This is a genomic window from Pseudoalteromonas sp. SR41-1 (genome assembly GCF_014164015.1).
Lineage (GTDB): Bacteria > Pseudomonadota > Gammaproteobacteria > Enterobacterales > Alteromonadaceae > Pseudoalteromonas > Pseudoalteromonas distincta.
Window position 1 is genome coordinate 81312 of record NZ_JACJEK010000016.1, and the last position, 14998, is coordinate 96309.

Genomic DNA, 14998 nt, shown 5'->3' on the forward strand with positions numbered 1-14998 from the left:
AGTTATTAAATGTACTAGATCAGACTCGATCTGACAGTTACCCGTTTATTAATCGGTGACTGTCAGTTTAGATTTGAGCTAAACTTTTCTCAGCCTAAATCGATTTTCCGTCTAATAATTTTTCTAATGTTGTTCTACACAGCACATTTTCCCCTGATGAGTTCAGTCATTATTTTAGTAAACCATCCATTCGTCTAGATCCTTCTGTAATTCATCCAGTGAACTATATAGTTTTTTACGGAATGTTACCTGATAAAACTCTTGCAATATCGTTTTATGGAAGCGTTCGCAGATACCGTTCGTCTGCGGTGATATGGCTTTAGTTTTCGTATGGTCGATATCGTTGATAGCTAAATAGAGCTGATAATCATTTCAAATTTACTATTTCTATCTGGTTGTAGTTCACTGAGTGAAGACTCTCTAAGCAGTAATGAAAATATGGTATGCGAAAAAATAGCGGTGACAGGTAGTAATATTAAAAAGCGTACATGCATGTCAAAAGAGTTGGCAGAAGAAAGACGCAAAAAAAATCAAGAGGCAATGAGAGAAATTAACAAAAGAGGAAATATTTACCAAGATAGGAACTAATTTTACTACTAAGTTTAATTGCAATATTTTAACTTATTTTTGAAATCTTGATGTGTTAGTACTAATAATAATACGGACAGGTTATCTATATTAAGTAAACTATTTGCTATTAAACTTACCCCTCCTCCAGGCTACATTATTTCATTGATTTTCGACTATCTGCCAAACCTTGTTAACGTGGTAACTTTGTATTTAGTTGGTGTTTTATCGTATTTCAATAACGTATGTTTTACAAAATTATTATATATGATTTATCTCTTGGTTTAGTTAGGTGGTTGATTTTAATTGTAATAAGTGTTTTAAGTGTTTGTCGTGATTTATAATTTATAGCTTATTTATTCTGAGTAATTATAAACTTTAGTTGTTCTATTTCTAGCGATAATCATTGTAGAGGCTCCCGGCAAAAGTATCTGTAAATATGAATATAGAGGGTATCCCGCATTACACTTAATAGGGAGTAACTCTTCTTAAGTACATTCAATATTAACAGTTAAGGCCGTATCAAATACATGTAGCTTATCTGATAATTTTGGATGTTTTAACTTTGATTTACCGGTTAATGTGATACTCAGATGAATGTTACCAAATTAGTAAATAAAGAGATGGTTTCAATATTATTAGAACAAGTATTAAGGAATAATATTGGCCAGTTAATAACCAAATGTTCAAGCACTACCTTCACAATTGAGTTCATAATTTCCTCTCATTAAACAAACACTCATCAGTCGATGCTCTTTTCGAGTATAAAAATGATAATGAACATTTTTACGACATATCAAAGAAAGTTTATTTATGATTTGCAGCTGGCTAGCTCAATAAATCAGGTTAAACACGATGTAGGCCAAATTACAAAATAATATAACCAAACTTATAATCTGACATGTGTACCAATAGTTCTAAACTGAATTTTTCAAACAAATTAAATGCAGGCAGTAGTAGGTATTTACATAAAAGCTACACAGGTAGCTTGGTTATAATCTGCCTATCCTAAAAAGATCAGGATAAAATTTAAGTGATTACTTCAAAAGGTTTTTCCACATATCTAAGTTAGAAAACATAAAATTTACAACTCAGATTGCAAAATAAGGAAGGAGTAAGTAATTATGTATGTTTACACATTAATTGGGTCCATTCCTATAATAAATTTTACAAGCATACTATAAGTCATATACATCTTATTGTTAAGGTATAAAAGTGAGGTTATCTAATTGATAGTAAGGTTATTTTTTATTTCACCTTAAATAAAAGAGACGCTTTTTTAAACCTGCAGCTTTAGATAAGTCTACTAAATATGAATGTTTTTATATATTTTAATGATGCTTTGTTACAAATCTTTACAAACACTCAAGTTATTGTTATTAAAGTATTTTATTTTAAGGTGATATAAGCTTTAAATATACACATATTACTTTTTCAATAAAATCAGCTCCTTACTGTTGATTTTAATGTAGTGGTGAAAGATACATTTGTTATTTTTGCTGGTTTAAAGTTAATAATGTGTTGACCTCTTTGTTTCTCTAGTACTATCATCCGTCACACAATAAAGTCCTACTGTGCCTTCATATAGGCATTTTTAGTCTTATTAAGTGGCTTTATTGCGCATTAATTTTAAAAATTAAGCATAAATAATAAAATAGTATTCTAGGGAGAATCAAATGTTAAACAATAAAATTTCAAAGGCAGTTCGCTTAGCGATTGCTTTTGGCACAGCATCAACAGCTGCCTTCTCAGCAAGCTCATTTGCTGCAGAAGAAAATGCAGAAAAAGTAGAAAGAATTGAAGTTACAGGCTCACGTATATTACGTGAAGGTGCAATTTCACCATCACCAGTGACCGTAATTACAGGGGATGATTTGGTTAGCACTGGTGCGATGAATATCGGTGAAGTATTAAATAAACTGCCAGCCTTAGCTACTACTTATTCACTTGCAAACTCTGGCCGTTTTATCGGCACAGCGGGTATTAGTTTACTAGACTTACGCGGTATGGGGAGTGAACGTACATTAGTACTTGTTGACGGTAAACGTCATGTTTCTAGTGCTCCAGGAACATCTTCGGTTGATACGAATACCATTCCAAGCTCTTGGATTGAAAAAGTTGAGATTATTACTGGTGGTGCGTCTGCTGTATATGGCGCAGATGCTGTTACAGGTGTTGTTAACTTTATACTAAAGAAAGATATTACAGGTTTTAATGTATCTGCAACGAAAGGCTTTGCTGATAATAGTTCTTATCAAAATGAAAAATATACTTTTTCTTATGGTAAAGATTTTGCTGAAGGACGTGGTAATGCTGCATTCTCTGTAGAATATAATACACAAAACTCATTAAATGCTTTAGATAACCCTTGGACTGCAACATCGTATGCATCTATGCCATATGATGTTGTTACAGGTCAAGATCGACCTGACGGACAACTCGATAGTGAAGCATATCCAGATAAAATCGTAGTGCCAAATGCAGGTTATTATTTAATTTCAAATCAAGGAACTGTTTGGAATCCAAATACAGGTGGTATTTTAGGTAAATTTAATGGTGATAGCTCATTAAACGATGTTTATACAGGTGCTATTGATGATGGCCAATTCTGTGGAAGCGCTGGTTGTGATTTCATTAACTTACGCCAATATTCAGAAATACAACCTAAGTTTGATCGCGTTAACTTTAACTTTAAAACAAATTATGACGTAACAGATGAATTAAACGCATATTTTCAAGCTAAATATTCTAAAACAGAAGGTGAAAATATAGGCCAACCTTTCTTCCGCTTCTTTAGTGGCGCAAATATGATACAGCGAGATAATGCATTTTTATCGGCTGACACTGCGGCATTGATGGATGATGAAGGGTTATCAATGATCGGTGTAAATAAAATGTACAACGATGTTGGTCGCCGTTTAGAAGAAAATACACGTGAAACTACACGGTTTGTTGCAGGTATCCAAGGTTATATTACTGATGACTGGTCTATGGATATTTCTTTAGTCCATGGTAAGTCTGAGATAGAGCGCATTAATGGCGCCAATGTAATATACGACAACTATGCTAATGCAATTGATGCTGTGTTTGATGACAGTGGTAATATCGTGTGTCGTAGTGAAGCTGCGCGTGCTGATGGTTGTGTTGCGGCAAATATAATGGGTGACGGCGCAATTAGCCAAGAAGCAATTGACTATGTTACAACAACATCAATTGGCACATCAGAAATCAAGCAAACAGTATTTAATGCAACATTTAGTAACTCTGCAATTTATGAGCTACCTGCGGGTATGGTTGGTTTTGCAGGCGGTGTTGAGTACCGTGATGAAACAAGTGTGACCATTGAGGACCCATTTGCTAAAACAGGGGCTACATTCTTTAATGCACTTGGTGAGACTGATGGCGGTTACGATGTAACAGAAGCATTTTTTGAACTATCAGTACCATTAATTGAAGATGTATTTTTAATTGATACGTTAGTTTTTGACACAGCTGTACGTTATGCTGATTACTCAACTATAGGCGATGCTACAAGCTGGAAATTAGGCTTAGATTGGACTATTACGCCTGAATTACGTGCTCGCTTTACAGTATCTGAAGCAATGCGTGCGCCAAATATCGACGAATTATTCTCTGGCCAAAGCCAGTCTTTCGCAAATGTTGACGATAGCTGTAAGGTTTCAGAGCTTGATCAATTAAGTGATGCAGGCCGAGCTGTTCGTGCAGCTAACTGTGCAGCGCTTGGTGTACCTGCTGACTTTGACTCAAGTTATGATAGCGCAACGCTTGAGACTTTAGTTGGTGGTAATCCAGATCTGCAACCTGAAGAGTCTAGATCTATTACCGCAGGTATTGTTTACCAGCCAGAATGGTTAGAGGGTTTCAGCGTAACAGCCGATTACTGGGAAATTGATATCGATGACACAATTAGTGGTATTGGTTTCCAAACAATTATCGATCGTTGTGTAGATTCACCAACTGGTATTGACAACCAATTCTGTGGTCTTATAACTCGTGATCCAAATACAAGTGAAATTACGTTACTAAAGGGCTTTGCACTTAATATTGCACGTAGTCTTAACTCGGGTGTTGACTTTGAGGTGGGTTATGATTTTGATGCCCTAGGTGGTAGTTTTGGTACTAGTTTTATCGGTACTTATTTGATTGAAGCAAAAGATTATCCTTTCTCAGCTGAGCCTGAAAATTACACAGATTATGAAGGTGTATTAGGTAATGAAACATGGCAGGGTAGTATTTCTGTTGATTATACTTATGAAAACCTTGTTGTAGATTTCAGCACTCGTTTTATTAACAGCGTTGAGCTATACAATCCGACACAAATAGAAGCAAACCCTAACCCTTCAAATGAAATGCGTTATGGCTCTTACTTCATAACTGATGCATCAGTTGCTTATAACTTTGATAGTGGTGTTGGATTTAAGCTAGGTGTTGATAACTTGTTTAACCGTGGATTACCGGGCTCAACAACCGGTACAGGCGCAGGCTCAGCGATTTATGACAATATCGGTCGCTTTGCCTACCTTCAGGCTACTTATAAGTTTTAAGTTTAGCTACTATTTAGAAAGCTGAGAATTTTAGCAAACAATAAAATACCCTTAACCATTCCGGTTAAGGGTATTTTTTATATATAAATAATATAGTTCCCATAAAATCAGGGTATTGTTAGATAAGTCTTAATGCTGTCGAGATAATATTTCTATGTTGGAGTATGATAGTGATTTTTGTCAAATAATTACCTATTCTATTGAGGACTAAATTGTTTTATGAGCTACACCCTTAAACCTTACCAGATTGAGGCGGTTGAACGCACGGTTTTGCACTTTAGAAAAACTAACGAATCTGCTGTTATTGTTTTACAAACAGGTGCGGGTAAAAGTTTAGTGATTGCTGAGCTTGCCCGTATCGCCAAACAAAAAACTTTAGTGCTGGCGAATGTAAAAGAATTAGTGGAGCAAAACGCATAAAAATATAAAAGCTTTGGTCTTGAGGCTAGTATATTTTTAGCAGGGTTAAAAGAAAAGTCATTAAACCATCAAGTAACCTTTGCCAGTGTGCAATCGCTTTCCCGTAATTTAAATAAATTAAATGAGCATTACTTATTATTGAAGAATGCCACAGTAAATGAAGATAAAAAGTCAGTACGGTAAAGTAATAAACAGTTTAAAAGAGTATAACCCTCAGTTAAAAGTATTGGGTTTAACAGCAACACCTTATCGGTTAGGAACGGGGTGGATATACCACCACCATTATCATGGTTTTGTTAAGGGTACTCAAGAAAGTCCGTTTAAAAGTTGTATTTTTGAATTGCCGCTCAGGTATATGATAAAACATAATAATTTAACGCCACCTAACGAAGTTGATGCAGCAATTAGCCATTATGATTTTTCGTCCTTAGATAGCAATGCATTTGGGCAATATACGACTGATGACATGAATGCGCTTTTAAAAAACAGTGAGCGCGCAACGCAGGCTATATTACAGCAAGTAATTCAATACAGTGAAGAGCGCGAAGGGGTTATGGTTTTTGCCGCCACGGTAATGCATGCCCAGGAAATATTAAGCTACTTGCCAGCTCATCAAAGTGCATTAGTAACAGGTGATACGCCAAACACTTAGCACAATAAAATCATTAAGCAATTAAAAGCTAAGCAATTAAAGTATTTAGTTAATATTTTGGTATTAACTACAGGGTTTGATGCGCCACATGTCAACTTTATAACTATGTTGCACCTATAAATACCAAAATTGCTTTAGGGGTAAGTCTTCTATCTCACGGCCTAAACGTTTAACTTTTTGTGGTGGGTTTTCTTTCGATTTAGTATCGTTGAGTACACTTAACGTCTTTAGTTTTAGTAGTTTTCATAAAGCTAGTCCTAAATGTGTAAATATATTTAGGGCTAGACTATTTAATAAATAAGTTTACAAATGTCGCCTGATTTAATAAATAGGCTAAATATGAACTTAGTGTTTTTAGCCACGGTAAAAAAGGGTAATCTCTAGTTATTGAGTCTACTCGGTTAAAATTATTGCATTGTCATTTTATAGCCTCTAAATTTGATAATTATACTATTGTAAAAGTATTTTTTTATAAAGCTTAAAGCAGCAGGTGTCTTTGAATGGTAAAAATAACTACTTGGCATTATACTAAGTAGGAATAATTAAATAATTCCAATCACACAATTTAGCGAGATATAGATGAAAGAAGTCCGATCTTTTATTAAAACAGCATCATTAACAGAGCTTGAAAAAGCTCAACAGCTTATCAATGATGCAATTTCAAAATATACCCAGCAGCAAAAAGCGAAACAGGAAGTTTTGGATCTTTTAAAAGAAAAAGGACTTACGCTAGAAGATTTACAAGATGGAGCATCAGACAAGCGCACCAAAGTTAAGCCTAAGTACCGTATGGAACTTAATGGTGAGACTATTGAATGGACTGGGCGTGGCCGTCGTCCTAAAGCGTTTGAAGGTGTTGAGCTTGAAAAGTTTTTAGCTTAAAGCTAAATATAAGAGAAGCTTCGGCTTCTCTTTTTTGTTTACCCCTCAATAAAATATAATTAAAGTTTAAAACTCCCAGCTATTATTTGCTAAAATCTCCTCACTCGAACCTATTTGTTTTCCCATGAGCTATAAACTAAGACCTTACCAACAAGAAGCCGTAGAACGCACCGTTTTACACTTTAGAAAGAGTAATGATCCTGCCGTTATTGTACTACCAACCGGCGCAGGTAAGAGTTTGGTTATTGCTGAACTTGCCCGTATAGCTAAGCAAAAAATATTAGTGCTTGCTCATGTAAAAGAGCTGGTAGAGCAAAATTCACAAAAATATAAAAGTTTTGGCTTAGAGGCGAGTATATTTTCAGCAGGCTTAAAAGAAAAATCATTAAACCATCAAGTAACCTTTGCCAGTGTGCAATCACTTTCTCGTAATTTAAATAAATTAAATGAGCATTATTCATTACTTATTATTGATGAATGTCACAGGGTAAATGGGGATAAAAAAAGTCAGTACGGTAAAGTAATAAACAGTTTAAAAGAGTATAACCCTCAGTTAAAAGTATTGGGTTTAACAGCAACACCTTATCGGTTAGGAATGGGGTGGATATACCACCACCATTATCATGGTTTTGTTAAGGGTACTCAAGAAAGTCCGTTTAAAAGTTGTATTTTTGAATTGCCGCTCAGGTATATGATCAAACAAAACTATTTAACGCCCCCTAACGAAGTTGATGCAGCAATTAGCCATTATGATTTTTCGTCATTAGATAGCAATGCATTTGGGCAATACACGACTGATGACATGAATGCGCTTTTAAAAAACAGTGAGCGCGCAACGAAAGCTATATTACAGCAAGTAATTCAATACAGTGAAGAGCGCGAAGGTGTTATGGTTTTTGCCGCCACGGTAATGCATGCCCAGGAAATATTAAGCTACTTGCCAGCTCATCAAAGTGCACTAATCACAGGTGATACGCCAAACACTGAGCGCGATAAAATCATTAAGCAATTTAAAGCTAAGCAATTAAAGTATTTAGTTAATGTTTCGGTATTAACTACAGGGTTTGATGCGCCACATGTCGACTTTATAGCTATTTTAAGACCTACAGAATCGGTTAGTTTATATCAACAAATTGTGGGGCGAGGTTTAAGGTTATCTGAATCGAAAACAGATTGCTTAGTAATAGATTATGCTGGCAATGGTTTTAATTTATTTCACCCAGAAGTAGGTGATAAAAAAGGCGATAGTGATAATGAACCTGTGCAGGTACTTTGCCCAGGTTGTGGGTTTGCAAATATATTTTGGGGTAAAACAGACTCCACTGGCAAAGTAATAGAGCACTTTGGCAGGCGTTGCCAAGGCCTGTTAGAAGATGATGAAGGTACAAAAGAGCAGTGCGATTATCGTTTTAGGTTTAAAGAATGTGAGCAGTGCGGCGCCCAAAATGACATTGCGGCACGTAAATGCCATGATTGCGGCGCGGTAATGGCCGACCCTGATGATAAGTTACGTAATGCATTAAACTTAAAAGACGCACTTGTGCTTCGATGTAGTGGGTTATCGGTTACTCAAATTAAAGATGAACTTATTAAAGTAACGTATTTTGATGAAGATGGCGCAAGTTGCGATGAGGTATATAACCTCGCAAATAAAGGCGGGCAATTTATATTTAATAAGCAATTTGGTCTACGAGTAGGGCTTGGACAAACACCTATTAATTTTAAAACTGCAGCGCAAGTACTAAGCGCACAATTTGAATTAGTACCACCAGATTTTGTTATTGCACGAAAAAGCAAAAAGTATGGTTGGAAAGTGGCTGATAAGCTATTTGACTATAAAGGCAATTTTAGGAAGGCAAATCAGTTAAGCCGCTAAGCTTAACTGATAGGGTACATTGAACTAATACAATTAAAAGGCAACTAAGCTTCGTCACCGTCCATTAATCCCCAGCCGTCACCGTATCCATTAAAGCTATTTGCAATGCTTTCAATGTATTGCTCAGCTTGGCCTAAAAGGGTGTGCTCTGGCACCATTTGTACTTGAGTGATTACTTCCCAAACGCCAGTGTCTTTACATTTTTCAAGTTCAGCATTTTGAACTAATGCATCAGAGACTATTTCTTTAGCAAATTTTTCAGCATCGGCTTCTTGTTCAAATAAAATAAAAAAATCGACTTGGTGCATTTTATTTAAATCAATGCCAGCAGCGGCTATTTCGGCTAAAAGTTGGCCGTTATCATCATCAGGGAATTGCATTAAAAACTCATTTAAAATTAATTTTTTATTCGTAGGCACTATTGTAACTAAAATATTGTCTTAACGCGTACTAATTTTAATTATGCTGATACTTATTCAAAGTTAAATTTACGCGTTAGATTGTCATTAAGTTAATGTGTTGCTCATTATGGCTATGCTAATATGCGCGTAATCAGCCAGTTTTATGTAAGATATTAAAAGTAAGGATATTTACTTGTTTATTAAGTTTTTACGTTGCATATGTGTTGTGAGCGCTTTAATTGCGACAAATAGCTATGCGGCAGAAAAAATCATAGAAGATTACGAAATTAAAGGGTTAAGTGGTGATTTAGAAAATAACGTAGCCCTTTATCTCAAGCAATTAATTGGTGAAAAACCAACCCGTACACTTCGTCGTTATGCCCAAAAGCAAGTACAAAATAGCATTAAAGCACTTGGTTATTATAGCCCGACCGTCGAGGTTATTTATGATAAAGACGACAGCGAGTTAATTGTTAAAGTTGAGCGAGGTCCTGCAACTCGCATAGAAGCAATTAATATTACGCTAAACGGCGATGGCCAAAATGATCCACAATTACAGGCATTAATTAAAAATACCAACTTAAAACAAGGTGATGTTTTAAATCATGGTAGATACGACTCTGCTCATAAAAAAATAGAATCTATGCTATTGGAGCTTGGCTATTTTGATGCAAAGTGGCCAGCGCGCAAATTAGAAGTGTCACTTAATAAAAATAGTGCTGTTATTACTTTTGTAATTGATACTGGGGTTAGATACCAGTTTGGTGATATAAAAATAGCTAGTAATACGCCTGCTGAAAAATACATACGCTCGCTTGCGCCTTTTACTCAGGGTCAACCTTATAAATCAACACATATTGCTGACTATAATTTGGATTTATCAAGCACCCCTTATTTTGCAAGCGTGCGCGTTTACGCCGATATTGCTGCGCGTAAAAATAGCCAAGTACCTATTAAGGTAGATGTGTTGCATAAGCCTGCAAATAGCTATGAAATTGGCGGCGGTTTTAGTACTGACTTAGGGCCCAAAGTGCGTTTTAAATGGAGTAAACCGTGGATCACAGAAGACGGTCATTATCTCGAAACTAATTTAAATGTGGCGCAAAAGCAGCAAGATATTTCCATGGCTTATACCATTCCAGTTGATGATCCGAATGATGATTTATGGCGTTTTTCTGCTGGATATAAATTAGAGGATGAACTAACAAACGATACCTACAGTGAAATACTCACGGGGCAAATTCAGCGCCAATGGTTAACCGAAAATAAGTGGGTGCGTACTGCATTTTTACGCCGCGACCAAGAAACCTACCGCATCGGTGATGAAGAGGAAGAAAGTACCGAAATGTTAATGCCGGGTATTAGCTACGCCCGCAAAAAATCAAAAGGCGGCACGACTCCATACTGGGGAGAGCAGTGGCTTATATCTGCTGAGTTTGGTTTAGATGATGTGCTTTCGAGTACTAATCTGATTAGGGTGCAAATGCAACATGCGTGGTTACGTACATACTTAGATAAGCATTTAGTGTTTTTAAAAGCAAATGTTGGTGCAATGCTTGTTGATGATATTGAAAACGTACCTTACTCACTGCGTTTTTACGCAGGTGGCGATCAAAGTGTTCGTGGTTTTGCGTACCAATCAATATCGCCAGAAAATGATGATGGCGACCTCATCGGTGGTAAATACTTACTAACCAGTACAATAGAGTACAACTATCAGTTTGCTCAAAACTGGCGCGCGGCTTTATTTGTTGACGGTGGTACAGCAACGAATGATTTTTCTGATGACTTTGAAGTAGGCGCTGGTTTTGGTTTTCGCTATTTAACACCCGTTGGCCCAGTGCGTATAGACCACGCTTGGGGATTAACAAAAGAAAGTAAAAGCACACGTTTAAGTATTACCATAGGGCCAGAAATTTAATGTCAGTATTAAAAAAGATAACAGCCGCCGTAAGTGCTATTTTTGTCACGTTAGTTGTTGCACTATTTTGTTTGTTATTTACCGCACCCGGTAATCAATTTATTGCTTATAGTGCAAACAAAGCGGTAGATGGACTACATATCGTAATTAAAGATGGCCGTTTTATTTATAATGATGCCTTTAATGTGCGCTTTACTAGCAATGGCTTGGATTTTAATGCACAACAATTGAAAATTGATTTGTTTTGGTGGCAGTGCGATGGAATTTGTATAGATAACTTAAGTGCTAAATCTATAAATTTAACATTACCAAAAACTGCAGAGTCACAAGAAGAAGCCGCTGCAGAGCCGCTTGAAAAAATCAGCTTACCTTTTAATATTGCTGTAAAAAACATTGCGATCAATAAATTTACTCTAGAGCACCCAAGTGCAAACGTAAGCGTTAATCACTTTAAACTCTCAGCAAAAGCAGAGGGTTCAAAGCTGACGGTTAAAAGCCTGAATATTCCCACCATACTTGTTGCTTTAAAAGAGCAAGAACAAGATGCGAAAACACAAACGGCGCAAAATACTCAAGCGCCTTTAACGCACCTACCCGCATTACCTAATATAGAATTTACTTCGCCACTTGACTTAGTTGTTGAAGACTTTGAAATAGCTAACATTACGATTGAGCAAAACGAAGCCCAACATGTTATTGAAAACATCTCGCTGCAATTAAGTGTGGAAGATGCGGTTATTAATTTAGAGTCATTCTCAGCAAAGTATGAACAGTGGCAGCTTAATACGCATCTTAACGCTGAGCTTGCAGGGAACTTGCCCGTAAAAGGGGATGTTGTTTTACAAAGTGATGAGCACCAAGCCAATTTGCAGTTGAATGGTGACTTATCAAATCTAAACTTAGATTTAGAAACGCAGGGGCAATATCCACTTAGTTTAACGGCAACGGCAAATTTAAAGCAAAAAAACTATCCGTTTGAGTTAAATGGCAAAATTAAACAGTGGCTTATTGATACACAAAGTAATGAGCTTAAAGTGCGAAATGTAAGCCTCAATGCACAAGGTAATGCCGACGATTACCAGCTTAGCCTGCAGGGGAATAGCCAATTAGGCGCGTACCCAGCTGTTGACTTAAATACCCAATTAAAAGGCAGTCTCACCAAAGCAACTTTACAAGCGCTAAGCATTAAAGCGAACGAAAGCAGTGCAACTATAAAAGCCAATGTTGATTGGCAAAAAGGCATACAGGCTAACTTTAATGGCACGCTTGCTAACTTAAAAGCGCAGTACTTAACTGATGCCGCTACCAGTGATATTTCAGGACAGTTTAAAGGCTCGTTTAATGCAGCTGACGACAAGTGGCAGCTACAAATGAATAATACAAAGTTAAACGGATTACTTAACGACGTGCCACTAGAATTTGCCTCAAACTTTAAGCTCGACAACACGTTAAAAGCTAATATTGATAGTTTTTATTTAAGTAGCGGCACCAATAAATTAGCACTAAGCGGGCAAGTTGATGACACTTGGCAGGTTGATGGCAAAGTAACGCTTAAAAGTGATGAAAAAGCTAATATTCCATTTACTGCTGATGGCAACGCAAATTTAAAAGTGAGAGGGGAAAGGTTAACGCCCTCTGTTGATTTAGCGCTAATACTCGATCGCTTTATTTTTGATGAAATAAACATTAATAAATTATCAGTAAAAGGGCAGTTAGATACCGCAGCCGATTGGCAAACCGATGTTTCGGTAAGTGTTGGTTCGGCGCTTGTAGCCGAACAGCAAATTAATAGCGTTAAAATTGATATTAGCGGCGACAAAACAGATCACCAACTTACGGCATCTGTAGATGCTGAGCAAGGCAGTGTAGAGTTTGAAGTTAATGGCAAAATTAATAATACCACTTGGAATGGCGAGCTTAGTAATGTAACGCTCAGCGATAAAAAGCTTAGTTTTAGTAATACTAAAAATATTGCCATTATGGTTAATACGCAAAGTGGCGACTTTGATGTAAGTGCACATTGTTGGGCATCTGAGCAAAGTAAATTGTGCATAGACACCTTAGCCCAATCAAAAAACCTCGGTCAGCTAAATGCTAAACTAAGCAATTTAGCTCTTGAGGAGCTTAAGCACTTTTTACCTAATAGCATTCGTACTCGCGGTAATATAACTGGCGATGTAGCGCTTAATTGGCAAAGTGGTGCGCTTAAAACATTACGCGCAAATATCGATTCTAGCGACTTAGAAGCGGTGCTTACCTCGGAAGAAGATCGTTTTAAATTACCAATCGAAACTCTAACTGTTAGTGCATTTTCGGACTCTCAAGTTGGCAAGCTTGAAGCTAATTTAGAATCAAGTGTGCTTGGTAAAATAAACACACAAATTGATATTGACGACATACAAAATACGCAAGCGCTTAACGGCACTATTAATATTGATAAAATACTCCTTTCAGACTTACAACCATTTCTTGAAACCCTTGAGCAGTTAAAAGGTGATATTAGTGGAAAAGTCGCGTTAGCAGGTACGTTAAAAGATCCATTATTAAATGGCGAGCTTAATGTGAGCGATATTAGTTTAGAGGGCGAGCAATTGCCTATAGCGCTGCAAAAATCAAATATAAACGTATTGTTTGATAAAACAACAGCCACAATAAAAGGCAACTTAAACGACAACCAGGGCGGTAAAATAAACCTCACCGGTGACGTTGATTGGCAAGGTGCGCAACCTGCTGTAAATGTGGCGGTAGTTGGCGAGCAGTTTTATGTACGTGCGCAGCAAGGGGTTACTTTTAAAGTATCGCCGGATTTAAAAATAGGCTTGGCTAATAATGCACTCAAGCTTGCTGGTGAGGTAGTTGTGCCTTACGGTCGTATAATGATTGAAGAGCTCCCAGAGGGCGCAGTGCAAGTTAGCGATGATGAAATTATTGTTGATCAAAAAACCGAGGCCACCGAAACAGTTCCGTTTGATTACGACATAGATTTAAAAGTGATTGTCAAAAACGATGTAAAAGTAGAATCGTTTGGCTTGGAATCAAAAGTTGCGGGTGATTTAGCGATAAAAATGAGTCAAGGAGCACCAATTATAGCCACAGGTGAGCTTAACTTAATTGAAGGTACTTACTTAGCCTTTGGGCAAGATTTAATAATCAGCACCGGGCAAGTCGGTTTTAGCGGTTCAATTGAACAACCATTTTTAAATATTAAAGCAATACGTAACCCCGATACGACTGCAAATGGTGTCATTGCAGGGGTTACGCTTACGGGTAATGTTGAACAACCAACGCTCAAAATATTTTCTGAGCCTGCGATGGATCAAGCACAAGCACTTGCATATTTACTTAATGGCCAACCTTTAGGTGATGGAGAAAGTTCGTCAAGCGATGCTATGCTTACACAGTTATTACTCTCTCAAGGGGTTAGCCGCAGCGAAGGGGTTGTTTCTAAGGTAGGTGAAACCTTTGGGCTGTCAGATGTAAGTTTAAGCTCATCAGGTAGTGGTGATAGCACCAAAGTAGAAATATCTGGTTACGTAGCACCCAGCTTACAAGTTAAATATAGCGTGGGTGTATTTGATTCGCTCAGTGAAGTGGCTGTGCGTTATCAGTTACTTTCACAGTTATACATAGAAATAACGAGCGGCCTATATCAAAATGTTGATGTGCTATATAAGTTTGATTGGGAATAACCAAAGCTATAATAATTATAAGGAT

At 36.9% G+C, this 14998-nt stretch carries 6 protein-coding genes and 2 pseudogenes; 6 read left to right on the forward strand and 2 right to left on the reverse strand.

The genetic code is table 11. The features are described from left to right. Positions 1–94: 94 nt before the first annotated feature. Positions 95–372, reverse strand: a pseudogene (locus tag H5118_RS14615) (integrase core domain-containing protein); the annotation flags it as partial. A 1871-nt stretch (positions 373–2243) separates the two neighbouring features. Here H5118_RS14615 and H5118_RS14620 point away from each other — a divergent pair. The 4 genes and pseudogenes from H5118_RS14620 to H5118_RS14635 all read left to right on the forward strand — a co-directional run bounded on the left by H5118_RS14620 (position 2244) and on the right by H5118_RS14635 (position 8962). Next, entirely contained in the window at positions 2244–5132 is a 2889-nt protein-coding gene (locus H5118_RS14620; protein WP_182738938.1) for a TonB-dependent receptor domain-containing protein, read from the forward strand. A 219-nt stretch (positions 5133–5351) separates the two neighbouring features. Beyond that, positions 5352–6315, forward strand: a pseudogene (locus H5118_RS14625) (DEAD/DEAH box helicase); the annotation flags it as partial. 468 nt (positions 6316–6783) lie between these two features. After that, entirely contained in the window at positions 6784–7086 is a 303-nt protein-coding gene (locus tag H5118_RS14630; RefSeq protein ID WP_002958250.1) for an H-NS family nucleoid-associated regulatory protein, read from the forward strand. A 124-nt stretch (positions 7087–7210) separates the two neighbouring features. Continuing rightward, a complete protein-coding gene (locus H5118_RS14635) occupies positions 7211–8962 on the forward strand; it encodes a DEAD/DEAH box helicase (RefSeq protein WP_182749259.1) in 1752 nt (583 codons plus the stop codon). A 44-nt stretch (positions 8963–9006) separates the two neighbouring features. Here H5118_RS14635 and H5118_RS14640 read toward each other — a convergent pair whose 3' ends face one another. Then, a complete protein-coding gene (locus H5118_RS14640; protein ID WP_007378192.1) occupies positions 9007–9342 on the reverse strand; it encodes a ribonuclease E inhibitor RraB in 336 nt (111 codons plus the stop codon). Positions 9343–9556: 214 nt separating this feature from the next. On the opposite strand from H5118_RS14640, the gene H5118_RS14645 reads away from it, so the two are divergent. Further along, positions 9557–11284 carry an autotransporter assembly complex family protein gene (locus H5118_RS14645; RefSeq protein WP_182749261.1) on the forward strand — a complete coding sequence of 576 codons (1728 nt, stop codon included), beginning with the start codon at positions 9557–9559 and terminating at the stop codon, positions 11282–11284. Then, positions 11284–14973: a translocation/assembly module TamB domain-containing protein gene (locus H5118_RS14650; RefSeq protein ID WP_182749263.1), complete on the forward strand. Its 3690-nt coding sequence runs from the start codon at positions 11284–11286 to the stop codon at positions 14971–14973. The genes H5118_RS14645 and H5118_RS14650 overlap by 1 nt, the downstream gene beginning before the upstream one ends. Positions 14974–14998 lie beyond the last annotated feature (25 nt).